At 57.9% G+C, this 26,631-nt stretch carries 23 protein-coding genes; 4 read left to right on the forward strand and 19 right to left on the reverse strand.

The features are described from left to right. Positions 1–191 precede the first annotated feature (191 nt). Both ACQQ2Q_RS00290 and ACQQ2Q_RS00295 read right to left on the reverse strand, forming a co-directional pair. On the reverse strand, positions 192–1,568 hold the full coding sequence (locus ACQQ2Q_RS00290) for a PleD family two-component system response regulator (RefSeq protein WP_428185022.1): 1,377 nt from the start codon (positions 1,566–1,568) through the stop codon (positions 192–194). Between the two features lie 18 nt (positions 1,569–1,586). Then, positions 1,587–1,958 carry a response regulator gene (locus ACQQ2Q_RS00295; protein WP_428185023.1) on the reverse strand — a complete coding sequence of 124 codons (372 nt, stop codon included), beginning with the start codon at positions 1,956–1,958 and terminating at the stop codon, positions 1,587–1,589. Positions 1,959–2,092: 134 nt separating this feature from the next. On the opposite strand from ACQQ2Q_RS00295, the gene ACQQ2Q_RS00300 reads away from it, so the two are divergent. Then, entirely contained in the window at positions 2,093–2,371 is a 279-nt protein-coding gene (locus ACQQ2Q_RS00300; RefSeq protein ID WP_428185024.1) for a DUF3572 domain-containing protein, read from the forward strand. Positions 2,372–2,468: 97 nt separating this feature from the next. On the opposite strand, the gene ACQQ2Q_RS00305 is transcribed toward ACQQ2Q_RS00300, so the two are convergent. Continuing rightward, positions 2,469–2,600, reverse strand: coding sequence for a hypothetical protein (locus tag ACQQ2Q_RS00305; protein WP_428185025.1), 132 nt, complete (start codon positions 2,598–2,600; stop codon positions 2,469–2,471). 67 nt (positions 2,601–2,667) lie between these two features. Between ACQQ2Q_RS00305 and ACQQ2Q_RS00310 the strand changes: the two genes are divergently transcribed. Next, complete coding sequence (locus ACQQ2Q_RS00310; protein WP_428185026.1) at positions 2,668–3,960, forward strand: DNA polymerase IV; 1,293 nt, start codon at positions 2,668–2,670, stop codon at positions 3,958–3,960. A 146-nt stretch (positions 3,961–4,106) separates the two neighbouring features. After that, positions 4,107–5,345 carry a L,D-transpeptidase family protein gene (locus ACQQ2Q_RS00315; protein WP_428185027.1) on the forward strand — a complete coding sequence of 413 codons (1,239 nt, stop codon included), beginning with the start codon at positions 4,107–4,109 and terminating at the stop codon, positions 5,343–5,345. Between the two features lie 17 nt (positions 5,346–5,362). Here ACQQ2Q_RS00315 and dnaE read toward each other — a convergent pair whose 3' ends face one another. After that, positions 5,363–8,860 (reverse strand): DNA polymerase III subunit alpha, encoded by a 3,498-nt coding sequence (gene dnaE, locus ACQQ2Q_RS00320; protein WP_428185028.1) that lies wholly within the window; start codon positions 8,858–8,860, stop codon positions 5,363–5,365. A 332-nt stretch (positions 8,861–9,192) separates the two neighbouring features. On the opposite strand from dnaE, the gene ACQQ2Q_RS00325 reads away from it, so the two are divergent. Beyond that, a complete protein-coding gene (locus ACQQ2Q_RS00325) occupies positions 9,193–9,786 on the forward strand; it encodes a hypothetical protein (protein ID WP_428185029.1) in 594 nt (197 codons plus the stop codon). On the opposite strand, the gene ACQQ2Q_RS00330 is transcribed toward ACQQ2Q_RS00325, so the two are convergent. From ACQQ2Q_RS00330 to nuoG, 15 genes are all read right to left on the reverse strand, one after another. Further along, positions 9,779–10,486 carry an ABC transporter ATP-binding protein gene (locus ACQQ2Q_RS00330; protein ID WP_428185030.1) on the reverse strand — a complete coding sequence of 236 codons (708 nt, stop codon included), beginning with the start codon at positions 10,484–10,486 and terminating at the stop codon, positions 9,779–9,781. The genes ACQQ2Q_RS00325 and ACQQ2Q_RS00330 overlap by 8 nt on opposite strands. Positions 10,487–10,500: 14 nt before the next feature. Then, entirely contained in the window at positions 10,501–11,811 is a 1,311-nt protein-coding gene (locus tag ACQQ2Q_RS00335) for a lipoprotein-releasing ABC transporter permease subunit (protein ID WP_428185031.1), read from the reverse strand. Between the two features lie 19 nt (positions 11,812–11,830). After that, positions 11,831–13,153: a proline--tRNA ligase gene (proS, locus tag ACQQ2Q_RS00340; RefSeq protein ID WP_428186450.1), complete on the reverse strand. Its 1,323-nt coding sequence runs from the start codon at positions 13,151–13,153 to the stop codon at positions 11,831–11,833. 456 nt (positions 13,154–13,609) lie between these two features. Continuing rightward, a complete protein-coding gene (locus tag ACQQ2Q_RS00345) occupies positions 13,610–13,882 on the reverse strand; it encodes a DUF1467 family protein (RefSeq protein WP_428185032.1) in 273 nt (90 codons plus the stop codon). Between the two features lie 76 nt (positions 13,883–13,958). Further along, positions 13,959–14,363: a methylmalonyl-CoA epimerase gene (gene mce, locus ACQQ2Q_RS00350; RefSeq protein WP_428185033.1), complete on the reverse strand. Its 405-nt coding sequence runs from the start codon at positions 14,361–14,363 to the stop codon at positions 13,959–13,961. Positions 14,364–14,419: 56 nt separating this feature from the next. Beyond that, on the reverse strand, positions 14,420–16,087 hold the full coding sequence (locus ACQQ2Q_RS00355) for a ribonuclease J (RefSeq protein WP_428185034.1): 1,668 nt from the start codon (positions 16,085–16,087) through the stop codon (positions 14,420–14,422). A 10-nt stretch (positions 16,088–16,097) separates the two neighbouring features. Then, on the reverse strand, positions 16,098–16,874 hold the full coding sequence (locus ACQQ2Q_RS00360; protein WP_428185035.1) for a biotin--[acetyl-CoA-carboxylase] ligase: 777 nt from the start codon (positions 16,872–16,874) through the stop codon (positions 16,098–16,100). Then, the gene (nuoN, locus tag ACQQ2Q_RS00365) at positions 16,871–18,316 is read right to left on the reverse strand and encodes an NADH-quinone oxidoreductase subunit NuoN (RefSeq protein ID WP_428185036.1); all 1,446 of its coding nucleotides are present in this window, start codon (positions 18,314–18,316) and stop codon (positions 16,871–16,873) included. The genes ACQQ2Q_RS00360 and nuoN overlap by 4 nt, the downstream gene beginning before the upstream one ends. A gap of 18 nt (positions 18,317–18,334) precedes the next feature. Then, entirely contained in the window at positions 18,335–19,846 is a 1,512-nt protein-coding gene (locus tag ACQQ2Q_RS00370; RefSeq protein WP_428185037.1) for an NADH-quinone oxidoreductase subunit M, read from the reverse strand. Beyond that, the gene (nuoL, locus tag ACQQ2Q_RS00375; protein WP_428185038.1) at positions 19,846–21,846 is read right to left on the reverse strand and encodes an NADH-quinone oxidoreductase subunit L; all 2,001 of its coding nucleotides are present in this window, start codon (positions 21,844–21,846) and stop codon (positions 19,846–19,848) included. The genes ACQQ2Q_RS00370 and nuoL overlap by 1 nt, the downstream gene beginning before the upstream one ends. 7 nt (positions 21,847–21,853) lie before the next feature. Further along, the gene (gene nuoK / locus ACQQ2Q_RS00380; RefSeq protein ID WP_428185039.1) at positions 21,854–22,162 is read right to left on the reverse strand and encodes an NADH-quinone oxidoreductase subunit NuoK; all 309 of its coding nucleotides are present in this window, start codon (positions 22,160–22,162) and stop codon (positions 21,854–21,856) included. 28 nt (positions 22,163–22,190) lie between these two features. After that, entirely contained in the window at positions 22,191–22,805 is a 615-nt protein-coding gene (locus ACQQ2Q_RS00385) for an NADH-quinone oxidoreductase subunit J (RefSeq protein ID WP_428185040.1), read from the reverse strand. A gap of 145 nt (positions 22,806–22,950) precedes the next feature. After that, positions 22,951–23,442, reverse strand: a complete 492-nt coding sequence (gene nuoI / locus ACQQ2Q_RS00390) for an NADH-quinone oxidoreductase subunit NuoI (RefSeq protein WP_428185041.1) — start codon at positions 23,440–23,442, stop codon at positions 22,951–22,953. A gap of 39 nt (positions 23,443–23,481) precedes the next feature. Then, the gene (gene nuoH, locus ACQQ2Q_RS00395; protein WP_428185042.1) at positions 23,482–24,525 is read right to left on the reverse strand and encodes an NADH-quinone oxidoreductase subunit NuoH; all 1,044 of its coding nucleotides are present in this window, start codon (positions 24,523–24,525) and stop codon (positions 23,482–23,484) included. 12 nt (positions 24,526–24,537) lie between these two features. Then, a complete protein-coding gene (nuoG, locus tag ACQQ2Q_RS00400) occupies positions 24,538–26,619 on the reverse strand; it encodes an NADH-quinone oxidoreductase subunit NuoG (RefSeq protein ID WP_428185043.1) in 2,082 nt (693 codons plus the stop codon). Positions 26,620–26,631: the final 12 nt, after the last annotated feature.

Consider the following 26,631-nt stretch of genomic DNA (forward strand, 5'->3'; position numbering starts at 1 on the left):
AATGCCGAATGAATTCGTAAAACCGAAAACTCTTGTGGCGATACACTCGCCTCAACGCAACCGACGCCACTGCACTCTCTGACGACATTTTTATCCACAACCGGCACAAGCGCAATTGAGAATTTGCCTGTCTCGGCAATCTCTGGAGAGGTGTTGCGATTCGGCACACCCATCACGGGCATCGCTTGTCGTCAGGCTGCGACGGCCGCGACCACCCGATTTCTGCCGGCATTCTTGGCTTCGTAGAGCGCCCGGTCAGCCTGTTTGAGCAACTGCTCGGGCGTCACCACGCCGTCGACCACTGTCGCAATGCCCATAGATGCCGTTATATCCAGGCTGACATCGATGCCGCGTATCGTGAACGGCTTGGACTCGATAATTGCACGCAGTCGTTCGGCCACAGAAGCGGCGGTGTCTGCGGGCGTATCGGGCATGACGAGCACAAACTCCTCCCCACCAAACCGGCAGGCCAGATCCGCACCGCGCACGGTGGAACGGATACGTGCTGCAAACTCTCGCAGCACCTCATCGCCCGCGTCATGGCCGTAGGTATCGTTGACCTGCTTGAAGCGGTCGATATCGGCGATGCACACGGAGAGCGGACGCCCCCTCACCTTTGAACGTGCAAACAGCGTCTTCAGGTGATTGTCGAGATAGCGACGGTTGTTAAGTCCTGTGAGACCGTCCGTGACGGCCAGCTCGATCGTGTGCTGGACGCTTTCGCGCAGACGATCATTAAAACGCTTGCGGCGGATCTGGGTGAGGACACGTGCGACGAGTTCATTGGGATCGAGCGGGCGCTGTATATAGTCATTGACGCCCAGATCGAGTGCGCGCACCACGATTTGATCCGCACCCTGATCGACGATCAGCAGGATCGGAATAAAGCGCGTGCGGTCCACGGAACGCAGTTGGGAACATAGACGCAGCGGATCGTAATCGTCGAAGTTGGCGTTGACGATGACCAGGTCGAACGAATTTTCCGTGGCTTCGAAGACGGCTGCCTGCGGATCGGACATGGCCATGATCTCGGCCACGGGCTTCAACGCCTTGATGATCCGTTCCTGCGAACTGCCGCGGCTGTCGACCAGCAGAACCTGCCCCGCTTCCTCGAGCTTTCCGTCCGTCACACGCAGAAGATCTTCCATACCGATATTGCGCGCGGTCTCGGCGCGAATGCGCAACTCGTCGCTCAGCGTCTTCAGTCGCACCAGGCTTTTAACGCGAGAGATCAGCTGGAGATCATTGACGGGCTTGGTCAGGAAATCGTCGGCGCCCGCCTTCAGTCCACGAACCCGGTCGGAGGGTTGATCGAGCGCGGTGACCATGACGACGGGAATATGGGCGGTGCGGGGGTCGGCCTTCAGACGCTCGCAGACCTCAAAACCATCCATCTCAGGCATCATGATATCGAGCAAAATGACATCGACTTGCGTCTGGCTGCAGATCTCAAGTGCCCGAGGACCGTTGTCAGCCGTCAGCACATCGAAATATTCGGCAATCAGCCGAACTTCGAGCAATTTGACGTTTGCCGGTATATCGTCAACCACCAAAATGCGTGCTGTCATGGTTGATCTTCCGTCTTGTTACGCATCACCAAGATAGGTCTTGATGGTTTCTATGAACTTGGGCACCGAAATTGGCTTTGAAACATAGGCTTCGCAACCGCCCTGACGAATGCGCTCCTCATCCCCCTTCATGGCGAAGGCCGTCACGGCGATTACCGGAATCACGTGCAGCTCCGGATCGTCCTTCAACCACTTCGTCACTTCCAGGCCCGAGACTTCCGGCAATTGTATATCCATGAGGATCAGGTCCGGATGATATTTCCGCGCCAGATCGAGGGCTTCCATGCCGTTTCGCGTCTGAATCGTGGAATAGCCACAGGACTCGATCAGATCGCGAAAGAGCTTCATATTGAGCTCGTTGTCTTCTACAATCATGACCTTCTTGGGCATTACCAGTCCTTTTGCTCCGTCCCCCAGCGCCCCGCATACCTTTGGCACACGGGTCGGCTCAAATCTGTTCACAAGCTAAACTACTCTCATTTGGTTGAGAAAACGGTAACCTCGCGAAAATCATGGAAAAACTTATGCGCGAACAGCTCTCGACGACCGATCCGCAAGAAACGGCGGTCTCAATCCTTGCCTGGCTGGCAAATGAACCCGATATGCTCTCGCGTTTTCTAGCGCTTTCCGGTGTGCAGGCAGACCAGATCCGCACTGCGGCAACAGATCCGGGCTTTCTGGCGGGACTTCTGGATTTCATGATGGCCCATGAACCCAGCCTGATGAGCTTTTGCGAGGCGACTGGCACCAAGCCTGAAACGGTAGCAGAGGCATGGCACAAGCTTTCTGGACCGATGATGTAGGCCTTCTGTCGGCTGGCCATCAGCGTACGCCCGGCGATGCGCCAGCACTCCCACGCGCGCGCATGTCGGCCTTGCACCCGTCAGCGCTCCCTGCCTGTCATTCGGGTGGCGCCAGGCAGAAACAGGCATACCAGCAACCGTAACAGCCCCCCTGCCGCCCCATGGCAACCGCGACGTCCTGCGGCAGATCAGGTGACAGTGGACGGTCAGTGAAATTTTGAGGCATCATGTCTTGCTCCGCTTGCATTGCGGAACGCTAGCGCATAAACATCGAATGTTCAACTTTTGTTCTCATCATGGCCGCTGACGATCAACCATCTCCGGGCTTTTGCCGTGACTGCCTGAAGGGTCAACCTGAAGGCCGCCGTCGGTGCGCGTCCTGTGGCAGCCCGCGGCTTGTCTACCATTCAGAACTCTACGATCTGACACTCGCCCATATCGATTGCGACGCCTTTTATGCCTCTGTTGAAAAGCGCGACAATCCCGAGCTTGCGGACAAGCCGGTGATCATTGGTGGGGGCAAAAGAGGCGTTGTCTCGACGGCCTGTTATATCGCCCGCGTTCATGGTGTGCGCTCGGCCATGCCTATGTTCAAGGCATTGGATGCATGCCCTGATGCCGTTGTTATCAAACCCGATATGGAAAAATATGCCCGCGTTGGCCGCGAGGTGCGGCAGATGATGCAGGAACTGACACCGATGGTGCAGCCGATCTCCATCGACGAGGCCTTTCTGGAACTCAAGGGCACGGAAAAGCTGCATCACAACCCTGCCGCCCGGGTGCTGGCGAAATTCGCCCGACGGGTCGAACTGGAGGTTGGGATCACCGTCTCCGTCGGCCTCTCCTATTGCAAATTTCTGGCCAAAGTGGCGTCGGATCTGCAAAAGCCCCGCGGGTTTTCCGTTATCGGACGCACGGAGGCGCTCGAGTTCCTGGCATCCAGACCCGTGACAACCATATGGGGCGTTGGCAAAGCCCTTGCCGGCACGCTGGAGCGCGATGGCATCACGATGATCAGCCAGTTGCAGACCATGGAAGAAGGCGACCTGATGCGCCGCTACGGCTCCATGGGGCAGCGCCTGTTTAGACTGTCACGTGGCATTGACGAGCGCGATGTGCATCTGAACGAGGCGGCAAAGAGCGTTTCGGCCGAAACGACCTTCTTCGACGACATCTCCAATCATGAGCAACTGGTGACGCATCTGCGCTCGCTTTCGGAGAAAGTCGCCTGGCGCTTGAAGAAAAGCGCCATTGCCGGGCAGACAGTGGTGCTGAAGCTCAAGACTGCCGATTTCAAAGGCCGGACCCGCAACAGGCGTCTCGACGATCCGACCCAGCTTGCCGACCGCATTTTCAGGACCGGCATATCTCTTCTGGAAAAAGAAACGGATGGCACAAAGTACCGGCTGATCGGGATCGGTGTCAGTGACCTTTGCGACGCTGCCACCGCAGACCCCGGCGATCTGGTCGACCAGCAGGCCGGGCGTCGGGCTGCTGCGGAAGCTGCCATGGATAAGCTGCGCGACAAATTCGGCAAGGGCAGCGTTGAAACCGGCTATACATTCCATCCCAAGCGGCAGGATCGTTAAGCTGTTGGCCGCTCATCCCGAACTGGCCAATAGCGGCTTCTATTGATTTTTCCTGACACAAAAATGTGAGCGAGGCAGTCCTTCAAAACTTTCTTAAACTTCCTCTTATATTCGAGGGGAGTTGTTTTGCGTAGAGGTTGTGTTTCGTGTTCAAGTCAATTTATCTGGGCATCGGTCTTCTGGCGTTGACCGCGTTTTCCTCCGCAACGCTTGCCGCAGATGGCGGCACGCTGCAGATTTTCGTCTCCAAGAACCAACAGAGCCTGACCGTTTACGACGGCGGACAGATCGTCGCGACCTCGAAGGTTTCGACCGGAAAATCCGGGCACACGACTCCTTCAGGCGTTTTTTCAATCCTCGAGAAACGCAAATATCACGAGTCGAACCTCTATTCGAACGCGCCAATGCCATGGATGCAGCGCATTACATGGTCTGGTGTCGCGCTACATGAATCCAACAGCGTGCCCAGCTATCCGGCCTCGCATGGCTGCGTGCGTTTGCCCGGCGCCTTTGCGCGCTCATTGTTTCAGATGACCGAGCGTGGCGCGCATGTGATCATTACCGATGCGCCTGTCGCACCTCAGCTGATCTCCAGCCGCACACTTTTTACGCCGGAGCTTCCGGCCGACAACAGCATGCTCCTGTCCGACGCGCAGTTGCGGCCGACCAATTTCGATGGAAGCGAGATCCCGGTCGAAGTGGCCGTTGCGGAAGTTCTGCCAAAGGTCGGTGCGAGCACCAGTGTAACCCTTGAGAAACTGCCGCCGCTTCGTATTCTCATTACCCGTCGCGGCGTGCGCGAGATGGTGTTTGACGCGCAAGAAATTCTGACCGATCTCGGTTTCGATGCGGGTCAACCAGACGGTCATATCGGTCCGATGACAATCAGCGCCATCAACGGCTTCAAGCGCTGGAAAGGCCTGCCGACCAAGGGCGAGATCATGACGGCCGAGTTCATGCGGACGCTCTACCATGCCGGCGGGCGTGGTGAGCCGCCCCTTGGCCAGATCATGGTCCGGCAAAAATTCAAGCCGGTCTTCGAGGCGCCGATCACGATCGACCATCCCGAAAAGGCGCTCGGCACACATTTCGCCGAGGCAACCGCCGTCAACCGCTTTTCCGGCAAAGCCGAGTGGCACGGGGTGACGCTTGAGGACTACATCAGTTCTGCCACGCGCAAGCGTCTGGGCATTACCGATGATCAGGCCTCAGACAGCATGGCCGCAGCACTCGACCGCATCACCATTCCCGACAATATCCGCCACAAAATCGCACTTCTGCTCGACGAGGGCAGCTCGCTGACGATCAACGATACCGGCATTGGCCCGGAAACCGGTCAGGGCACGGACTTCATCACCATAACCCACCGCAATCCGCAGGGATAAGCGAGGCTTCCGGCCGGCTATACCAGTTCCACATCGACCACGCCCGGCACAGAGCGCAAGGCGGCGGCGATTTCCGGTGACAGGCGGAACTTGTCCGTCAGTTCGACCTCGATCTCGCGTACGCCCTCCTCCTTGATCACCACAAAGGAAACGAGACCGTCGCCCTTCGCATTGAGGTGGGTAGCGACGGATTTCAACGGTCCGGAATCGCGTACGAAGACACGCAGTGCCTTTTGCATCTGAACCGATTTTTCTTCCAGCGATTGCGCCGTCTGGATTCTAAGCCCAATGCCTTCCGGGCGCTCATCGGCCTGCACGGTGATGACCAGTGACTTGCCGGTTTCCAAAAGGTCGCGAAACTGGTTCAGCCCTTCGGAAAAGAGCACGGCTTCGAACTGCCCGGACGGGTCTGAGAAAACCACGATGCCCATCTTGTTGCCGGTGCGGGTCTTGCGTTCCTGCTTGCTGATCACTGTGCCCGCCAGACGGCCGGCGACGGCGCCCTGCTTCACGGCACCGGAAAATTCGCCGAAGGTCTGGACGCGCAGCTTTTCCAGAAGCGACTTGTAGGCATCCAGGGGGTGGGCGGACAGATAGAAGCCCAGCACCTGGAACTCACGCATCAGCTTGTCTGACGGTGTCCAGGGTGAGAAGGCCGGAAGTGCGATCTTTTCCGGTCCGCTGGCGCCACCGGATCCGAACATGTCGGACTGTCCGCTGACCTTGTTTTCCTGCGCACGCTGGGCGTAACCGATAATGCGGTCAAGCGACGCGACCAGTTGCGCCCGATCCACACCGAAACAATCGAAGGCGCCGGCCGCAATCAGGCTTTCGAACACCCGACGGTTGATCTGCTTGGGATCGATGCGCAGGCAGAAATCCTCGATCGAGGCAAATGGCGTGTCGCCGCGCACCTCGACGATATGATCCACGCAGGCTTCGCCCACGCCTTTAAGCGCCGCCAGCGAATAGAAAATGCTGTTGTCGCCCGGCTCGAACTTGCGGAAGGAGGTCTGCACCGATGGCGGCACGACCTTGATGCCAATCCGGCCCGCATCCTGGCGGAAATCGTTGATCTTGTCGGTGTTCGACATTTCATAGGTCATCGACGATGCGAGGAACTCGACCGGATAATGCGCCTTCATATAGGCGGTCTGGTACGAGACGATAGCGTAGGCAGCGGCGTGCGACTTGTTGAAACCGTAATTGGCGAACTTGGCCAGCAGATCGAAAATGAGGTCGGCCTGCGGTTTGAGGACGCCGTTTTTCACCGCACCGTCGACGAAACGAGCGCGCTGCTTGTCCATCTCCTCCTTGATCTTTTTACCCATGGCGCGACGCAGAAGGTCGGCTTCTCCGAGCGAATAGCCGGAGAGCACCTGGGCGATCTGCATCACCTGCTCCTGGTAGACGATAACGCCCTGCGTTTCCTTGAGCAGATAATCGATGGTCGGATGGACCGATTCGATTTCTTCTTCGCCGTGCTTGCGGGCATTGTAGACCGGGATATTCTCCATCGGGCCCGGGCGGTAGAGCGCCACCAGCGCGATGATGTCCTCGATGCAGTCGGGACGCATGCCGATCAGGGCCTTGCGCATGCCGGCACTTTCCACCTGGAACACGCCGACAGTCTCGCCGCGCGAGAGCATGTCATAGGTCTTCTTGTCGTCCAGCGGGATGGCCGCAAGATCGACTTCGACACCCTTGGTGCGGCGCACGAAATCAACCGCAGTCTTCAGAACCGTCAGCGTTTTCAGGCCGAGAAAGTCGAACTTGACCAGACCGGCCTGTTCGACCCATTTCATATTGAACTGGGTGACAGGCATATCCGAGCGCGGATCGCGATACATTGGCACCAGCTTCGACAGCGGGCGGTCACCGATGACGATACCGGCAGCATGGGTCGAGGCGTGGCGATAGAGGCCTTCGATCTTCTGGGCGATGTCCAGAAGCCGGGCGACAACAGGCTCCTCGTCAGCAGCCTCCTGCAGCTTGGGCTCCTCCTCGATCGCCTTGGAGAGAGGAGTCGGGCTGGCCGGGTTGTTCGGCACCAGCTTGCAGATCTTGTCGACCTGGCCATAGGGCATTTCCAGAACACGACCGACGTCACGCAGCGCTGCGCGCGCCTGCAGCGATCCGAAGGTGATGATCTGCGCCACCTGCTCGCGACCGTATTTCTTCTGTACATAACGGATCACCTCTTCGCGGCGATCCTGGCAGAAGTCGATATCGAAGTCGGGCATCGATACGCGTTCCGGGTTGAGGAAGCGTTCAAACAGCAGTGAGAAGCGCAGCGGATCGACATCGGTGATGGTCAGCGCATAGGCAACCAGCGAGCCCGCACCCGAACCACGTCCGGGGCCAACCGGAATATCCTGGCTCTTGGCCCATTTGATGAAGTCGGCAACGATCAGGAAGTAGCCCGGAAATTTCATACGCTCGATAATGGAGAGTTCGAAATCGAGGCGCTCGCGATATTGGGTTTCGTCGTAGCCCGGTGCCATTCCAAGGGCCGCCAGCCGGTTTTCAAGCCCTTCGACCGCCTGACGGCGAAGCTCCGCGCCCTCGGCGCGATCGGCCTCATCGGGGTCTTCGCTGGCGCCGGTAAAGCGTGGCAGGATGGGCTTGCGCGTGTCGAGAATGAAAGAACAACGACGGGCGATCTCGACCGTGTTGTCGAGCGCTTCCGGCAGGTCTGCAAACAGCTTGCGCATTTCTGCGCGGCTTTTGAGATAGTGATCGGGTGTCAGGCGAAAACGGCTGTCATCGGAGACGATAGCATTATGGGCCACCGCCATCAGAGCGTCGTGGGCCTCATAGTCATCCTTGGTCGGGAAGAAGGCCTCGTTGGTGGCAACCAGCGGTACGCCATGCTCGTAAGCCAGATCGATCATTTTTTGCTCGTGCGGGCGGCTATAGCCAACCTGCCTTTGCAATTCGATATAGAGCCTGTCGCCGAAAAAGCCTTTCAGCGTCTCAAGGCGGGCTTCGGCCTGAGCCTTATGCCCTTCGCGCAGAGCAATATCGACCGGACCTGTCGTGGCACCGGTGAGCGCAATCAGACCTTCCGTGCCGATCTCTTCGAGCCAGGACGCCTTGATGTGAACCAGTTGTCCGCTTTCACCGTCGAGATAGGCACGGCTCACCAGATCGACCAGACGCTCATAGCCGGCCGGTGTCGACGACAACAGAACGATGGCCGGGAACTTCTGCATGGACTGATGTCCACGCTTGTCATCGCCCGCATCTTCCATGTCGATGGCGAGCTGGCATCCGATGATCGGCTGCAGACCCTCGCCCAGCGCCTTTTGCGAAAACTCCAGCGCGACGAACAGATTATTGGTATCGGTCACCGCGATGGCTGGCTGGCTGTCGCTTGCCGCCTTCGCGAGGATCTTCTTGAGAGGCAAAGCACCTTCGAGCAGCGAATAGGCCGAATGGACCCTCAGATGCACGAAACCCGGCGAGGTTTCGCCTGCCCCGTCCGAACCCTTAGCCACAACCGCACCACTCATAAACGCACCGCTTTCTCTCACGAGGAATCGGCGGCTATTTTCGACCGGCTGAGGTCTCAAGTCCAGATGCAAACGGTCGGGACAAAAAGCTATCCCGCTCTAAAGGCCTTACAGGGCCATCACGATCAATGAAAAACTTGCGATGAAAACCGCGATGGAAGCGAATGCTGCAACGTCACGAATTACCTCGGTCATGGCTCACTCCTTACTTGTTATGTTTCCACTATGTTCTCTTTTCGTTCTTTCGTCAATCACTTTTTCGCCATTTTGTTCAGCATGCCTGTATGCGAGAACACCGCCAGATGAATTGCCATTGAGAATTGTGAGAGACGATGAAACGAATGATGACCGCTGCCGTGATTGCAATGCTTCCGGCTGTCTCGGCAGGTGCTGTTGATTTTCCAGCTGGACGGGTCGTTTCCGGCGTGACCGGCGACTGGAACAAGGATGGCCGAAGCGACCTTGCCCTGCTGGTCGCTCCAGAGGACGCGGACAGTGACGAAGCCCTTCTCTATCTGTACCTCGCAGACAAGACCCACAACCTGTTGCGGCCCGTCAGCGAGGGTGCCTATTCGCTGTGGGGCAATACCAGTCTCGACGGCATGTTTGGACGCGACCCTGAACTCAAAGCGCTGGACAATGGTTCCCTGGCCGTGACGACGCAAAATTCGGGCATCGGGCGGAACCGCTGGACGCAGACGGTCACCATCGCCTGGCGTGACAGCCAGTTTATCGTTGCCGGCTTTACCTATAACTGGAACGACACGCTGGATATCGACAATCCCGACAGCAACGGGTCGTGCGACTATAATGTGCTGAGCGGGAAGTATGTCTTAAACGGCACATCCCAGAACACCGCGCCAAGCACGGTCTCCCTGAAAGACTGGAGCGACGAGCACGGCATCAAAGTCTGCGGGGTTAAATGACGGGGCGAGCACCCGGATCATAATCGACAACCTTGCCATCAATGATGGTCACACAGCGATCCATACGCCGCGCCAGGTCGTGGTTATGGGTCGCAATGAGAGCTGCAAGTCCCGACTGCCGCACCAGTGCCTCCAAGGCGGAAAACACATAAGAAGCGGTTTCCGGATCGAGGTTGCCGGTCGGCTCGTCGGCCAGCAGCACCAGCGGTGCATTGGCAACGGCGCGGGCAATGGCGACACGCTGCTGTTCACCACCCGACAGTTCCGCCGGGCGATGCTCGCCACGATGGCTGATGCGCATGTAATCGAGCAACTGGCTTGCCCGCTCCCGCGCCTCGGCCATTGTCAGGCCGGCGATCAGTTGCGGCATCATGATATTCTCAAGGGCCGTAAACTCGGGCAGCAAATGGTGGAACTGATAGACGAAGCCAATGCCATTGCGCCGCATCCGGGTGCGTTGATCATCGCCCAGACCATTGCAGGCCTCACCGCCCAGTGTCACTTCGCCATCGGTCGGATGCTCGAGCAGCCCGGCAATGTGCAGAAGCGTCGACTTGCCGGTGCCCGAGGGGGCGACCAAAGCGACGGTTTCGCCTGCCATGAGGCTGAAATTGGCATTTTTCAGGATCGTCAGGACGGTCTCGCCCTGACCATAGTCCTGCTTGATCCCTGAGAGCTGGAGGACGGTCTTGGATGACATGGCTTGAGGTGTCCTCATTCGTATCGGAGCGCCTGGACGGGATCGAGGCGTGATGCCCGCCAGGCGGGAAAGATCGTCGCCAGGAAGGACAATGTGAGCGCCATGATGACGACGGTCACGGTCTCGCCGAGATTCATATCCGCCGGCAGCTGGCTCAGGAAGTAGAGTTCCGGATCGAACAGGATCGTACCGGAGACCCAGGAGAAGAACTGGCGGATCGACTCGATGTTGAGACAGACCACAACGCCAAGAGCGACACCGGCAATGGTGCCCGCCGTTCCGATGGCCGCCCCGGTCATGAAGAAGATGCGCATAACGGCGCCGGAACTGGCGCCCATGGTCCGCAAGATCCCGATATCGCTCGATTTGTCCTTCACCAGCATGATGAGGCCGGAAATGATGTTGAGTGCCGCCACCAGAACGATGAGCGTCAGGATCATGAACATCACATTGCGCTCCACCTGAAGGGCAGAAAAGAAGGTCTGGTTCCGCTGACGCCAGTCGGTGATGTAGAGCTGGCGACCGGCAGCCGCCTCCACCTTGGGACGGATCTCGTCGATCTTGTCTGGATCGGAAACGAACAGCTCGATCGACTGCACGATGCCTTCGGCATTGAAGTAGAGCTGCGCTTCTTCAAGCGGCATGTAGATGATGGAGCTGTCATATTCCGACATGCCAATCTCGAAGATGCCGGATACCGTATAGGCTTTCACGCGCGGGTTTACGCCCATGGGCGTTACATCGCCTTCGGGAGACACAAGCGTCACCGTATCGCCGGCAGACACGCCCAGATCTGCGGCCATGCGCGAGCCGATCAAAATGCCCTGCCCGCTGGTAAAGCCGACCATATCGCCGGAGCGGATATTACCCGATACCGTTTTCAGCTTGAGAAGGTCTTCGGCACGGATGCCTCGCACCAGCGCGCCGGTGCCCGCACCCAACCGGCCTGAGGCCAGGGTCTGCCCCTCGACCAGCGGAATGGCCATGGTCACGCCTTCGACGCCCTCGAACTTCTTCGCCAGATCGGCGAAGTCGCTCAGAGGCGTATCAACGGCCTGGACGATCATATGACCGTTGATGCCCAGAATGCGCGAAATCAGCTCCGTGCGGAAACCATTCATCACCGCCATAACGATGATGAGCGTTGCCACACCCAGCATGATGCCGACAAAGGAAAAGCCTGCGATCACCGAGATGAAAGCTTCCTTGCGTCGGGCATGCAGGTAGCGCCATGCCACCATGCGTTCGAATGCGGAGAAAGGCTTGGCCGAGCCGGTTTTTTCACCGTTCTGGCCAGCCGGAGTGTCGGCGGCTGCGCTGGTCATGTCGCCTCCAATAATTCGATCAGGCCAGAAGGCGGTTGATCGCGGCCTCGATTGTCATGGTCTCGCGGGCGCCGGTCTTGCGCACCTTGAGTTCGACTTCGCCATTGGCAACCGAGCGCGGACCAGCAATGATCTGCATCGGGACGCCAATGAGGTCGGCTGTCGCAAACTTTGCACCAGCACCACCGGTGGTGTCGTCGTAAAGTACGTCTTTGCCGGCCTTCATCAGTTCCGCATAGATCTTTTCGCAAGCCGCATCACACGCTTCGTCGCCCGTCTTCATGTTGATCACGACGCAATCAAAGGGCGCGACCGATTCCGGCCAGATGATTCCGTTGTCGTCATGCGAGGCTTCAATGATGGCGGGAACAAGGCGTGTCGGTCCAATGCCATAGGATCCCATGTGGACAAGATGTTCCTTGCCGTCCGGTCCCTGCACCTTGGCGCCCATCGGCTCGGAATACTTGGTGCCGAAATAGAAGATGTGTCCAACCTCGATACCGCGAGCCGACAGACGATCTGCTTCGGGAACGGCCGCGAAGGCTGCCTCATCGTGCATTTCCGACGTGGCCGCATAGACGGACGTCCACTTGTCGAAGATCGCCTGCATGCCGGCAACATCATCGAAATCGACGTCGGCTGGCGGAATGTCGAAATTGACAAAATCGCGGTGCGAGAAGACTTCCGACTCTCCGGTCTCGGCCAGAATGATGAATTCATGGCTGTGATTCCCACCGATTGGACCCGTATCGGCCTGCATTGGAATGGCGCGCAGACCCAACCGGTCGAAGGTGCGCAGGTAGGCGGCAAACATCTTGTTATAAGAGTGTACCGCATCTTCCATGGTCATATCGAAGGAATAGGCGTCCTTCATCATGAACTCACGCGAGCGCATGGTGCCGAAGCGCGGACGGATCTCGTCACGGAATTTCAGCTGGATGTGATAAAGGTTCAAGGGCAGGTTCTTGTAGGACTTCACATAGGAGCGGAAAATGTCGGTGACCATTTCCTCATTGGTGGGTCCATACAGCATGGGCCGGTCCTGACGGTCGGTGATGCGCAGCATCTCCTTGCCATAAGCCTCGTATCGACCGCTTTCCTGCCAAAGCTCGGCGGACTGCAACGTTGGCATCAGAATTTCGATGGCGCCCGCGCGGTTCTGCTCTTCGCGAATGATTGCATTCACCTTGTCCAGCACCTTCTTGCCCAGTGGCAACCAGGAGTAGATGCCTTGGCTCTGCTGGCGAACCATACCGGTGCGCAGCATCAGGCGGTGAGAGACGATCTCGGCTTCCTTGGGGTTTTCCTTCAGGATAGGCAGAAAATAGCGCGACAGACGCATAACGTATTCCATCAAAAGGGCTCAGCCGCTACGGATGCGGAATCAGCCGTGACAAGGGTTCTATTCGGCTGCGTTCATAGCGGTTTCCGACGCGGAAGAAAACCCGCGCTGAGCGCTTGGCGACGCTGCAAAAACTGCGACATATTCTCCATTGGCGAGCAGTTGCTCACAGCATACCGCTAAGTAAGGCAACGACACTCTGAACAGCTCTATTTTTTCTTTGAACTGTAGTAATTTTACAAAAAACAGGGTGACATGGCCTGAGGTTTAGGCTAGCTTGAGCACACAAAAGAGGCAAGGAGCTTAAATTCTTGTCGATTTTCGCGGTCAAGTCTTGGGAGGATCAGATCTTAGGCGCGCTTTGCTCGCAGCCCCTTAAATGGTTGAAGATCACGCGATAATTTAGAACAAGGCCTCACGGCCTTGTTTTTTTTTGGCTTGTCGCCTGCCCTGAACTTACTTGAATTCCGGCATTATACGCGGAAGATTATCCATGCTGAGGCCTGTATAATTCGTCAGCAGATACCAGCCGCCGTGAATGACCCCGGCGATGACCGTTGTCATCAATACAACGCGTAAACCGCGAAAGCGCGCAGGCGCACTCTCCACCGTTCCTGGAACAACATCATCATTCTCATACTGCGTGCGAAGGCCGATCGGCAGCACGGCAAAGAGCGTAATCCACCAGATGATGAAGTAGACGGCGAAGTGCTGAAGAAAGATAAGCATATGCGACCCCTGCTGCTTGTTGCCGCGTTATAGAACTAGGCGGGCACGATCACAAACGTGATCCTTGACCAAATTGTCACACCTGTTCGAGTTCGATGAGCGTACCGAAGAAGTCCTTGGGATGCAGGAACAGAACGGGCTTTCCATGAGCGCCGGTTTTCGGTTCACCATCTCCCAGTACGCGGGCGCCCGCCTGCTTCAACCGGTCGCGCGCAGCAATAATATCGTCGACCTCGTAGCAGACATGATGCATGCCGCCGGATGGGTTCTTGTCGAGAAATGCGAGAATGGGAGACGCATCACCCAGCGGCTCCAGCAGCTCGATCTTGGTGTTGGGTAGTTCAACGAAGACAACGGTCACCCCGTGCTCCGCAAGGACCTGCGGCTTCGACACCTTGGCGCCCAGCATATCCCGATAGGTGGATGTGGCGGCTTTAAGATCCGGAACGGCGATGGCGATATGATTGACGCGTCCGAGCATTGTGTCCTCCTGAAATCAGTGGGCGGCACGCTATACCGCCCTCCTGACATCGCCAATCAGACTTTGGTCACGAAGACCGTCACCACAGGCTTCTTGCCCCATGCCTCATTGGCAGTGGAGCGAACTGCGCGGCGGATCGACTCGCGCAATTTGTCCAGATCCTTGCGCCGGGCGCGCGGAATGCTCTCGACTGCACCAAGAACGCAATCATAGAGAACATCCTCCATGTCTTCGCCCTCATTGTCGAATTCCGGAAGGCCCATGGGCACGATTTCCGGATCACCCAGAAAATCAAAATGGCTGTCGAGCAGAACATTGACGGCCACGTGACCGACGAAGGAAAGCTTGCGGCGGTCGCCGATGCCCATTTCCTCGAAATCGCCAATCAGTTTTCCGTCCTTGAACACCCGGCCATGCGGGGCCTCATCCACCACTTCGGCAGGTCCGGGAGCGAGCCGCAACACATCGCCATTGCGGACCCGCGGAACAGTGGCAATGCCGGACTGCTTTGCCAGTTCGCCCTGGGCAATCAGATGGGCTGCTTCGCCGTGCACGGGAACGAGGACCTTCGGACGTACCCATTGATACATCTGCTGCAATTCGTTGCGGCGGGGGTGACCCGACACATGTACCAGAGCTTCATTGTCCGTGATGATATGAACGCCCTGCTCGATCAGGCCGTTCTTGATATCCAGGATCGCCTTTTCGTTGCCGGGAATGGCGCGCGACGAAAAGATCACGGTATCGCCGGATGCCAGCGCAACGTTCCGCATTTCGTCACGCGAGAGCTTGGCAAGTGCTGCCCGAGGCTCGCCCTGGCTGCCGGTCAGGATGACGACGATCTTGTCGCGCGGGATATAGCCATATTCGTCTTCAGCAATGAAGGGCTTCATTCCCTCCATCAGACCAACATCCGCAGCGACGGCGCAGACCCGCTTCAAGGAACTGCCGAGCAGCAGAACTTCGCGACCGGCGGCTTCTGCTGCCTGGGCGATGGAGCGGATACGGCCGACATTGGAGGAGAAGGTGGTAATCGCCACCCTACCCTCGGCTGACTCGATGATCTGGCGCAAGCCGTTGGAGACTTCTTCTTCCGATGGCGACACACCGTCACGCATGGCGTTGGTGCTATCGCACATCATCGCCAAAACGCCTTCATCGCCGATAGCACGGAAGCGGGCTTCGTCAGTCAAAGGCCCGAGCGATGGCGCGTGGTCGATCTTCCAGTCACCGGTATGGACCAGATTGCCAAGCGGCGTCCGGATCACCAGAGACATGGGTTCTGGAATGGAATGGTTTACGCCAACAGCCTCGACTGAGAACGGACCGACAGTGACTGTGTCGCCAGCCTTGAAATTCGTGATCGGAATTTCGCTGCGGCTGCCTTCGTAGTTGCGCTTTGCTTCCAGCATTCCGGCTGTAAAGCCAGAGGCATAGACGGGAACGTTGAGACCGGGCCACAGGTCATTCAAGGCGCCATAGTGGTCTTCATGCGCATGCGTGATGAAGATAGCCTTGAGGTTGTTCTTTTGGGCGAGAACATAGCGGATATCTGGCAGCACAAGATCCACGCCAGGCAGATCCGGTCCCGGAAATGTTACGCCGCAATCCACCATGATCCACTGGCGGTGGGTCGGCGGACCATAGCCATAGAGGGCCAGATTCATTCCAATCTCGCCGACGCCGCCTAACGGCAGAAATACCAGTTCCTCGTTCTTCGCCATACTTTGTTCGCTAACTCACTTCACCAAAAAATACATCACCAGCCGCGATCGTCATTCGGCTTTCGCCTTCCCGATCAAGCAGCAACATGCCTTTATCATCAATTCCGGAAAAATAACCGGAAATCGAACGGTCCGGCAGATTGACCGTAATTTTTTCACCCACGCCGCAGGCCGCTTCACGCCAGCGGGCAACGACACTTGCAACGCCCCGGCCCTGGTCCCACAGAGCCAGCGCCTCAGCCATGGTTTCGAACAGACGTGCAAAAAGCTCTTGGGGTGATACCGACGCCCCCACCTCGCCCAGGCTAACGACCGGGTAGCCTGCGAGTTCCGGACGCACGACGATATTGACACCGATGCCGATCGCCAGTGCCTGGCGGCCATCGGGCAAGCGCTCGCCTTCCAGCAGAATACCGCAGACCTTCTTGCGGCCGATCAGGATGTCGTTGGGCCACTTGATTTCAAGCGCCGGTGCATCGACGGGCAAAACGGCGCGAACGGCATCATGCACAGCAATCGCGACGGCCAGGGGCAGCGACGGCAGGCTTTCCAATGGCGCTGGATCAATAAGGAGTAGCGAGGAATAAAGATTGCCTGGCTCTGATGACCAGGTCCTGCCGCGACGACCACGACCGCCCGTTTGGGCGGTCGCTGTCAGCCACACATTTCCTTGATCGCCGGCCCTTGCGCGCTCAAGCGCGTCTGCATTGGTCGAGCCGACGACACCAAGCGCCTCGTGCCGGAAATCCTCGATCGAGATCCGGCCATTCAGGCCAGCGCTCGTCAATAGAAGAGCGACTTTGCGGCGGCGTCCGCAGCGGTGCCCAGCGGTCCGCCGAAGAACAGGTAACCCAGAACGAAGATACCGGAGAGACCGAAGACCAGGCGCAATTCGCCGGCAATGCGCGCGAATTCCATGGTGGCATCGTCAAACCACATCACCTTCACGACACGCAGGTAGTAGAAGGCGCCGATGACCGAGGACAGCACACCTATGATCGCCAGAGCGTAGAGCTTGGCTTCGATGGCGGCCACAAAGACGAAATACTTACCGAAGAAGCCTGCCAGAGGTGGAATACCCGCCAACGAGAACATCAATGCGGTCAGAATGACGGCCATGAAAGGCTTGGTGGTGGAAAGGCCGGCGAGATCGTCGACATTCTCGACATTGCCGCCTTCCTTCTGGCGCATCGCCATGATGCAGGCAAAGGTGCCGAGGGTCATGGCCATGTAGATGGTCATGTAGATGATCACCCCCGTGACACCCGTCTTCGAACCGGCGGCAAGACCGACCAGCGCGTAACCCATATGGCCGATGGACGAATAGGCCATCAGGCGCTTGATATTGCGCTGACCGATCGCGGCCACGGAGCCCAGCACCATCGACGCGATCGAGATGAAGACGATGATCTGCTGCCATTCGGCAAAGATCGGCTCGAATGCACCGATAACCAGACGGACGAGGATCGCCATTGCACCAACCTTTGGAGCTGCTGCAAGGAAGGCCGTGACCGGGGTCGGTGCACCTTCATACACATCCGGCGTCCACATGTGGAACGGCACCGCCGAGATCTTGAAGGCGATACCGGCCAGGACGAAGACCAGACCGAAGATGAGGCCCAGCTGCGGATTGCCAGCCGTCAGAACGCGTGCGATTTCGTCAAAGCCGGTATTGCCGGTGAAACCGTAGACCAGCGACATGCCGTAAAGCAGCATGCCGGACGACAAGGCACCGAGAACAAAATACTTCAGGCCCGCTTCCGTCGAACGGAGGCTGTCACGGTTGATCGCAGCGACGACATAGAGCGCCAGCGACTGCAGTTCGAGCGACAGGTAGAAAGAGATCAGGTCATTGGCCGAGATCATCAGCATGATGCCGAGGGTGGCCAGAACCAGCAGAACCGGGAACTCGAACTTGTCGAGGTGATCGTAGCGGGCATGGCCGACGGCCATGATCATAGCAGTCACGGAGCCGATCAGGGCGAGCACTTTCATGAAGCGGCCATAGCCGTCCGCGATGAATGCGCCACCGAAGGCTTCACCGTCGCCACCGACGAGGACCATCCAGATGCCGGCCGCAACCAGCACGGCGACAGCAAGTCCTGTGACAGTGGTTGCCGACTTCTCACCCGAGAAGACGCCAATCATCAGCAGCACCAGGGCGCCGATCGCCAGGATCAGCTCCGGCGCGATCAGATGCAGGTTTGCAAGGAGTGTTTCAGCGGTCATATCCAAAGGGTCCTGTCGTCAATTCGCAATGAGCGCAACGTCATGCGCCGCCTGCAAAGCTGCCGAATAGTTGTTGATCAAATGGTCGACCGAAGCCGCGGTCACATCGAAGATCGGTGCCGGATAGACGCCGAAGAAGATGGTCAAAACGATCAACGGATAGAGGATGAGCTTCTCGCGCCCGGAAAGGTCAAGAAGTGCCTTGAGGCTTTCCTTTTCCAGCGCTCCGAAGACCACCCGGCGATAGAGCCATAGAGCGTAGGCAGCCGACAGAATAACGCCTGTTGCGGCAAAGAGCGCAACCCAGGTATTGGCGCGGAAGGCACCGATCAGGGTCAGAAACTCACCGATAAAGCCAGAGGTGCCCGGAAGCCCCACATTGGCCATGGTGAAGATCAGGAAGGCCACGGCATATTTCGGCATATTGTTGACCAGGCCACCATAGGCCGCGATGTCGCGGGTATGCAGCCGGTCGTAGATCACGCCTACGCAGAAGAAGAGCGCGGCCGAGACGAAGCCGTGGCTGATCATCTGGAAGATGGCACCCTGAATACCCTGCGCATTGGCCGCAAATGTACCCATGGTCACATAACCCATATGCGCGACCGATGAATAGGCAATCACCTTCTTCATGTCTTCCTGCGCAAGCGCCACCAGTGAGGTGTAGACGATCGCAATCACCGACATTGTGAAGACCAGAGGGGCGAAGAAATCGGAGGCCAAAGGGAACATCGGCAGCGAGAAGCGCAGCAGACCGTAGCCACCCAGCTTCAGCAGGATACCCGCAAGGATCATCGAGCCCGCCGTCGGTGCCTGCACGTGCGCATCCGGCAACCATGTATGGACCGGCCACATCGGCATCTTCACCGCAAAGGAGGCGAAGAAGGCCAGCCATAGCCAGGTTTGCATATGCGCCGGGAAATCATGCTGCAGCAGTTCGGTCATGTCGGTCGTGCCGGCATCCCAATACATCGCCATGATGGCCAGCAGCATCAGCACCGAGCCGAGCAGCGTGTAGAGGAAGAACTTGTAGGACGCGTAGACGCGGTCCTTGCCGCCCCAGACACCGATGATGATGAACATCGGGATCAGACCGGCTTCGAAGAACACGTAAAACAGCACGATATCGAGCGACACGAACACGCCGATCATCAGCGTTTCGAGAAGCAGGAAGGCGATCATGTATTCCTTGAGGCGCTTTTCGACCGAGATCCAGCTTGCCAGAATGCAGAACGGCATCAAGAAGGTGGTCAGGATCACGAACAGCATCGAAATGCCGTCAACGCCGAGGTGATAGGCAATGCCGGTCCCCAGCCATTCGGTCTTTTCCACCATCTGAAAATCAGCTGTCGAATTGTCGAAGCCAACCCAGATGAAGAGCGAGACTGCAAAGGTGAAGACTGTCGTCAACAAGGCAACGCTACGGACATTTCGGCGACCGGATTCAGTGTCGTCCCTCGTCAGAAGCAAGAGCAAGACACCGATAAGCGGCAGAAAGGTGACCGTTGAAAGAATAGGCCAATCGGTCATCAGACGGAACTCCCGAGCATCATCCAGGTAATCAGAGCGGCGACGCCAATCAGCATCACGAAGGCATAGTGGTAGAGGTAGCCCGACTGAAGACGGACGACCCGCTGCGTGGCACCTGCGACGACAGCGGCAATGCCGTTGGGTCCGTAGGTGTCGATCACTCCAACATCACCCTTCTTCCAGAGGAAGCGGCCGAATGCCTTGGCGGAGCGCACGAAGAGGAAGTTGTACAGCTCGTCGAAATACCACTTGTTGAGCAGGAACTGGTAGAGCACACGGTGCTGCTCTGCCAGGCGCTTGGGTGTCTCCGGCGAACGGATATACATATACCAGGCAATCACGAAGCCGAGCAGCATGGCGACGAACGGGCTGATCTGGACCCAGAACGGAACGTGGTGGAATTCTTCCAGCAGTTCGTTTTCAGGCAGGGTAAACAACGCCCCCTTCCAGAACTCTGCATATTCGTGGCCGTAGAAGAAACCTTCGAAGACCAGACCGGCAAAGATCGCACCGACAGACAGAACCAATAGCGGGATCAGCATGACCATCGGCGATTCATGCACATGGTGCATCACGTCGGCGGAGGCCCGCGGCTTGCCGAAGAAGGTCATGAAGGCCAGACGCCAGGAATAGAAGCTGGTGAACAGAGCCGCGATCACCAGCATGGTGAAGGCAAAGCCGGCCACTGCGGAATGCGAGGCATAGGATGCTTCGATGATGACGTCCTTGGAGAAGAAGCCGGCAAAGCCGATCATCGTGCCCGGGATGCCAACGCCGGTCAGCGCCAGTGTACCGATTGTCATCGCCCAGAAGGTATAGGGGATGTGTTTACGCAGACCGCCCATATAGCGCATGTCCTGCTCGCCATCGACGGCATGAATGACCGAGCCCGCGCCCAAGAACAGCAGAGCCTTGAAGAAGGCGTGCGTGAACAGGTGGAAGATGGCCGCCCCATAGGCGCCGACGCCGAGCGCCACGAACATGTAGCCGAGCTGCGAACAGGTCGAATAGGCGATCACACGCTTGATGTCGTTCTGCACGAGACCGACCGTGGCGGCAAAGAACGCTGTAATAGCGCCGATGATCGTCACGAAGGTCAGTGCGTCGGGCGACAGTTCGAACAGTGGCGACATGCGGGCGACAAGGAAGACACCGGCAGTGACCATGGTCGCTGCGTGGATGAGTGCCGACACAGGGGTCGGGCCTTCCATCGCGTCCGGCAACCAGGTGTGCAGCAGGAACTGCGCCGACTTACCCATGGCACCCATGAAGAGCAGGAGGCAGATTCCGGTCAGGGCGTGGCCCTTATCGAGGTTCATGCCGAAGAGATTGATCACCGCTTCCGTGCTCTCGGTGCCTTCAGCCGGCAGGTAGCTCTGTGCGGCGGCAAAGATCGTCTCGAAATTGATCGAGCCGAACAGAACGAAAATACCGGAAATGCCGAGAATGAAGCCGAAGTCACCGACACGGTTGACGATGAAGGCCTTCATGGCTGCGGCATTGGCCGAAGGCTTCTTGAACCAGAAGCCAATCAGCAAATAGGACGCCAGACCAACGCCTTCCCAGCCGAAGAACATCTGGGCAAGGTTGTCGGAGGTTACCAGCATCAACATGGCGAAGGTAAACAGCGACAGGTAGGAGAAGAAGCGCGGGCGATGCGGGTCGTGATGCATGTAGCCCATGGAATAGATGTGAACCAGCGTCGACACGGTATTGACCACCACCAGCATGACGGCGGTCAGGGTGTCGATGCGGAACGCCCATTCGACGTCAATGCCGCCGGACTGGATCCAGCGCAAAACCGGAACCTTGATGACTTCCTGGCCTTCACCATGGCCAAGACCGATATTGATGAAGACGAACCAGGACAGGATAGCGGTGATGATCATCAAACCGCTTGTGATGTATTCTGAAGCCTTGGCGCCGATCTGGCGACCGAACAGGCCGGCAATGAGCGAGCCGATCAGCGGCAGAAAGACAATGGCCTTATAGATAAGCATAGCCGGTTCAGCCCTTCATCATATTGACGTCTTCCACGGCAATCGAACCGCGGTTGCGATAGAAGACCACAAGGATCGCGAGGCCAATCGCAGCCTCTGCGGCGGCCACGGTCAGGATAAACAGTGCAAAGACCTGGCCGACGATATCGTTGAGGAAGTGCGAAAAGGCCACCATGTTGATGTTGACCGCAAGCAGGATCAACTCGACCGACATCAGAATGACGATGACGTTCTTGCGGTTCAGGAAGATACCGAACACGCCGAGAATAAAGAGGATGGCGCTGATCGTCAGGTAGTGGGAAAGACCGATTTCCATATTTTTGTATCCTTGACCTCGCCTTGCCTCAGACGCCTTGCCCGGGCTTGACCTTGACCACCTTGACGGCGGTCGCGGGCGTGCGGGCAACCTGTTGGGAAATATCCTGCCGTTTGATGTGCTGGCGATGCCTGAGCGTCAACACGATGGCGCCGATCATCGCAACCAGCAGAACAAGGCCGGCAATCTGGAAGTAATAAACATAATTCGTATATAGCACATCGCCGAGGGCAGCTGTGTTGGTGCGCGTCGCAATATCCGGGATCGGCATTTTGACGGCGTTCAGGGCTTCCGGCGAAATTACGCTGCCGCCGATCACGAAGATCAGTTCAGCGGCAACGACGAGACCGATGAGCGCGCCGACCGGTGCATATTTCGCAGCCCCTGCCCTCAATTCGGTAAAATCGATGTCGAGCATCATCACGACGAAGAGGAAGAGAACCGCAACCGCGCCGACATAGACGACGAGGAGGATCATCGCGAGGAACTCTGCTCCAGTCAGGAGAAAGAGACCGGCGGCATTCACAAAGGTCAAGATCAGGAAGAGGACCGAGTGAACCGGGTTCTTCGCTGAAATGACCATGAATGCCGACGCCACGGCGACGATGGCGAAGAGATAGAAAAATACTGCCTGCAGACCCATAGTCTTGCCTTTTCGTCTTTCATCGAAGGCGGGCTCCCCGCGCCGTCCGATAATGCGCTTGCGGATCGGATATCCGGTCTGCGCTGCTCTTCAAACTCAAAAGCCCGGGCGAGACTGAATGCCCCGCCCAAACGTTGCACCGCGATTAGCGGTAAGGTGCATCGATCGCGATATTGCGCGCGATTTCACGCTCCCAGCGGTCGCCATTGTCGATCAGGCGCTGCTTGTCGAAATAGAGTTCTTCACGGGTTTCCGTTGCGAATTCGAAATTCGGACCTTCGACGATCGCATCAACAGGACAGGCTTCCTGGCAAAAACCGCAATAGATGCATTTTACCATGTCGATGTCGTAGCGAACCGTGCGGCGCGTGCCGTCATTGCGGCGCGGGCCAGCCTCGATGGTGATGGCCTGGGCAGGACAGATCGCCTCGCACAGCTTGCAGGCGATGCAACGTTCTTCGCCATTGGGATAACGGCGAAGCGCATGCTCACCGCGAAAGCGTGGAGAAACCGGCCCCTTTTCGAAGGGGTAGTTGATCGTGGCCTTCTGCCTGAAGAAGTAGCGCATCGACAGGAAGAAAGCGCCGACGAACTCTTTCAGAAACAGGGAATTGATAGCCTGTGAAAGACCAGCCATCTTAACCTCCAAATCCGCTGAATGTCAGGATGGACATGATCACGCCCAGCCCATGAACTTCAGCACGAATGCTGTAATGACGACCATGGCAAGCGACAGCGGAAGAAACACCTTCCAGCCAAGACGCATGAGCTGGTCATAGCGGTAGCGTGGCACGAACGCCTTCACCATCGCGAACATGAAGAACACAAAGCCGGCCTTCAGGATGAACCAGATGATACCCGGCACCCAGTTGAGGATGGCGATATCGGCTGGCGGCAACCAGCCACCGAGGAACAGGATGGTGGTGAGCGCACACATCAGCACGATGGCCGCATATTCGCCCAGCATGAACATCATGTAAGGCGTGGAACCGTATTCGACCATGAAGCCCGCGACCAGTTCCGATTCCGCTTCCGGAAGGTCGAAGGGCGGGCGGTTCGTCTCAGCGAGCGCCGAGATGAAGAAGATGATGAACATCGGGAACAGCGCCAGCCAGTTCCAGTCGAGGAAGGTGTTGGGCAGGCCCAGACGCGTTCCCAGACCATCGGACTGCGACATGACGATATCCGTCAGGTTCAGCGATCCTGCTGTCAGAAGCACGGTGACGATCACGAAGCCGATCGAGACTTCGTAAGACACCATCTGCGCTGCCGAACGAAGCGCGCCGAGGAACGGATATTTGGAGTTCGATGCCCAGCCGCCCATGATGATGCCGTAAACCTCGAGCGAGGAAATGGCGAACACATAGAGGATGCCGACATTGATGTTGGCGATGACCCAGCCATCGGCCAGCGGCACCACGGCCCAGGTGGCCAGCGCCAGAACCACGGCGACCAAGGGGGCCAGAAGGAACACGCCCTTGTTGGCGCCGGCTGGAATGACCGGTTCCTTGAAGACGAACTTCAAAAGGTCGGCGAAGGACTGGAACAGACCGAATGGACCGACAACGTTCGGGCCGCGGCGCAGCTGAACGGCAGCCCAGATCTTGCGGTCGGCCAAAAGGATGTAAGCAATGAAGACCAGAAGACAGACGAGCAGTAGCAAAGACTGCCCTATCATGATCAGCGCCGGCCAGAGATAGGTTGATGCAAATGTGTCCATGATCCCCTGCCCTTACTCTGCCGCAACCTTGAAATTGTTACGGGCCAGTGCCGAGCACTCAGCCATCACAGCCGAAGCGCGCGCTATCGGGTTCGTCAAATAGAAGTCTTTTACCGGAGACGCAAACCCGGATTTGGTCATCTTCCCGCCTTTTTTCGCAAGTGCGGCAATTTCACTGCCCTTGGACGGTGCAATCTCATCCAGCATCGCGAAATGCGGGTAGCTTTCGTACAGTTTGGCGCGCAGGGCGGCCAGTGAGTCGAACGGCAGTTTCTTGCCGAGAACATCCGACAGTGCACGCAGGATGGCCCAGTCTTCGCGAGAATCACCGGGTGCAAAACCGGCGCGGTTGCCCATCTGAACGCGGCCTTCGGTGTTGACCCAGGTACCCGACTTTTCGGTATAGGTCGCACCCGGAAGGATCACGTCCGCCGTGTGCGCGCCGTTGTCGCCGTGGCTGCCGATATAAACGGTGAACTTCGCCGTCTTGGCCGAGAAGTCCATTTCGTCTGCGCCGAGCAGGAAGAGAACATCTGTCGTCGTCAGCAATTCCGCTGCGGTCGCGCCATCCTTGCCCGGAACGAAACCGAGATCGAGTCCCCCGACGCGCGATGCGACGGTATGGAGAACGGCAAAGCCATTCCACTCATCCGTCACGGCGCCGATTGCAGCCGAAAGCTTGGCGGCACTTGCAAGAACGCCTGCGCCATCGGCGCGCGACAACGCGCCCTGACCGATGATGATCATCGGGCGTTCGGCATTTTTCAGTGTCTCGAAGAATGCCCCGGTGCCATCGACCAGTTCTTTCAGCGAGTCGGGGCCAGCGCCGATATAATCGTAGTCGTAACGCATCTCGCCGGCTTCGCCGATCACACCGATCGGGAAGTTGCCACGGCGGAAGCGTTTGCGAATACGGGCATTCAGAACAGCGGCCTCATAACGCGGGTTGGCACCGATGATCAGAAGTGCGTCGGCCTGCTCGATGCCGGCAATCGTCGGATTGAAGACATAGCTTGCGCGACCGAGCGACGGATCGAGAGCCGAACCATCCTGGCGGCAATCGATATTGCTCGAACCGAGAGCCGTCATCAGCTCCTTCAAGGCATACATTTCTTCGACGGATGCGAGGTCGCCGGCAATGGCGCCGATCTTGTCGCCAGTGGTCGCGGACACTGCGGTCTTGATGGCGGCGAAGGCTTCACCCCAGGTCGCGGGCATGAGCTTGCCGTCCCGACGGACATAAGGACGGTCGAGGCGCTGGGTCTTCAACCCATCCCAGATGAAGCGGGTCTTGTCGGAGATCCACTCTTCGTTGATGTCGTCGTTGACGCGCGGCATGATACGCATGACTTCGCGGCCACGCGTATCAACGCGGATGGCGGAACCGAGCGCATCCATCACGTCGATGGATTCGGTCTTGCCGAGTTCCCAAGGACGCGCGGTAAACGCGAATGGCTTTGAGGTGAGCGCACCGACCGGGCACAGGTCAACAACGTTGCCCTGAAGCTCGGAGGTCATGGCCTGCTCGAGATAGGTCGTGATTTCGGCATCTTCGCCGCGACCAACCAGACCGAGCTCGGTGATGCCGCCCACTTCGGTGGTGAAGCGAACGCAGCGCGTGCAGTGAATGCAGCGGTTCATCACGGTCTTGACCAATGGGCCAATATACTTGTCTTCGACGGCGCGCTTGTTTTCCTTGTAGCGCGAGCTATCGATACCAAAGGCCATGGCCTGGTCCTGCAGATCGCACTCACCGCCCTGGTCGCAGATGGGGCAATCCAGCGGGTGGTTGATGAGCAGGAACTCCATCACGCCTTCGCGGGCCTTTTTGACCATGGGCGTGTTGGTGAAAACTTCCGGCAGTTCGCCATTCGGGCCACCGCGGACATCGCGCACACCCATGGCGCAGGAAGCTGCCGGCTTCGGCGGGCCACCCTTCACCTCGATGAGACACATGCGGCAATTGCCGGCAACCGACAACCGCTCATGGAAACAGAAGCGCGGCACCTCGGCCCCGGCCTCCTCGCACGCCTGAAGCAGCGTGAAGTGATCCGGAACTTCGATTTCTTTACCGTCGACTTTCAGCTTTGTCATATTCGCCTTCCT

Source organism: Agrobacterium sp. ES01, from assembly GCF_050320885.1.
Classification (GTDB): Bacteria; Pseudomonadota; Alphaproteobacteria; order Rhizobiales; family Rhizobiaceae; genus Allorhizobium.

Excerpts from the sequence above, each read along its gene's own strand:
- ACQQ2Q_RS00290 (WP_428185022.1), bottom strand. The coding sequence starts at position 1,568 with ATGACAGCACGCATTTTGGTGGTTGACGATATACCGGCAAACGTCAAA.
- ACQQ2Q_RS00295 (WP_428185023.1), bottom strand. The coding sequence starts at position 1,958 with ATGCCCAAGAAGGTCATGATTGTAGAAGACAACGAGCTCAATATGAAG.
- ACQQ2Q_RS00300 (WP_428185024.1), top strand. The coding sequence starts at position 2,093 with ATGCGCGAACAGCTCTCGACGACCGATCCGCAAGAAACGGCGGTCTCA.
- ACQQ2Q_RS00305 (WP_428185025.1), bottom strand. The coding sequence starts at position 2,600 with ATGATGCCTCAAAATTTCACTGACCGTCCACTGTCACCTGATCTGCCG.
- ACQQ2Q_RS00310 (WP_428185026.1), top strand. The coding sequence starts at position 2,668 with ATGGCCGCTGACGATCAACCATCTCCGGGCTTTTGCCGTGACTGCCTG.
- dnaE (WP_428185028.1), bottom strand. The coding sequence starts at position 8,860 with ATGAGTGGTGCGGTTGTGGCTAAGGGTTCGGACGGGGCAGGCGAAACC.
- ACQQ2Q_RS00325 (WP_428185029.1), top strand. The coding sequence starts at position 9,193 with ATGAAACGAATGATGACCGCTGCCGTGATTGCAATGCTTCCGGCTGTC.
- ACQQ2Q_RS00330 (WP_428185030.1), bottom strand. The coding sequence starts at position 10,486 with ATGTCATCCAAGACCGTCCTCCAGCTCTCAGGGATCAAGCAGGACTAT.
- ACQQ2Q_RS00335 (WP_428185031.1), bottom strand. The coding sequence starts at position 11,811 with ATGACCAGCGCAGCCGCCGACACTCCGGCTGGCCAGAACGGTGAAAAA.
- proS (WP_428186450.1), bottom strand. The coding sequence starts at position 13,153 with ATGCGTCTGTCGCGCTATTTTCTGCCTATCCTGAAGGAAAACCCCAAG.
- ACQQ2Q_RS00345 (WP_428185032.1), bottom strand. The coding sequence starts at position 13,882 with ATGCTTATCTTTCTTCAGCACTTCGCCGTCTACTTCATCATCTGGTGG.
- mce (WP_428185033.1), bottom strand. The coding sequence starts at position 14,363 with ATGCTCGGACGCGTCAATCATATCGCCATCGCCGTTCCGGATCTTAAA.
- ACQQ2Q_RS00355 (WP_428185034.1), bottom strand. The coding sequence starts at position 16,087 with ATGGCGAAGAACGAGGAACTGGTATTTCTGCCGTTAGGCGGCGTCGGC.
- nuoN (WP_428185036.1), bottom strand. The coding sequence starts at position 18,316 with ATGACCGCTGAAACACTCCTTGCAAACCTGCATCTGATCGCGCCGGAG.
- ACQQ2Q_RS00370 (WP_428185037.1), bottom strand. The coding sequence starts at position 19,846 with ATGACCGATTGGCCTATTCTTTCAACGGTCACCTTTCTGCCGCTTATC.
- nuoL (WP_428185038.1), bottom strand. The coding sequence starts at position 21,846 with ATGCTTATCTATAAGGCCATTGTCTTTCTGCCGCTGATCGGCTCGCTC.
- nuoK (WP_428185039.1), bottom strand. The coding sequence starts at position 22,162 with ATGGAAATCGGTCTTTCCCACTACCTGACGATCAGCGCCATCCTCTTT.
- ACQQ2Q_RS00385 (WP_428185040.1), bottom strand. The coding sequence starts at position 22,805 with ATGGGTCTGCAGGCAGTATTTTTCTATCTCTTCGCCATCGTCGCCGTG.
- nuoI (WP_428185041.1), bottom strand. The coding sequence starts at position 23,442 with ATGGCTGGTCTTTCACAGGCTATCAATTCCCTGTTTCTGAAAGAGTTC.
- nuoH (WP_428185042.1), bottom strand. The coding sequence starts at position 24,525 with ATGGACACATTTGCATCAACCTATCTCTGGCCGGCGCTGATCATGATA.
- nuoG (WP_428185043.1), bottom strand. The coding sequence starts at position 26,619 with ATGACAAAGCTGAAAGTCGACGGTAAAGAAATCGAAGTTCCGGATCAC.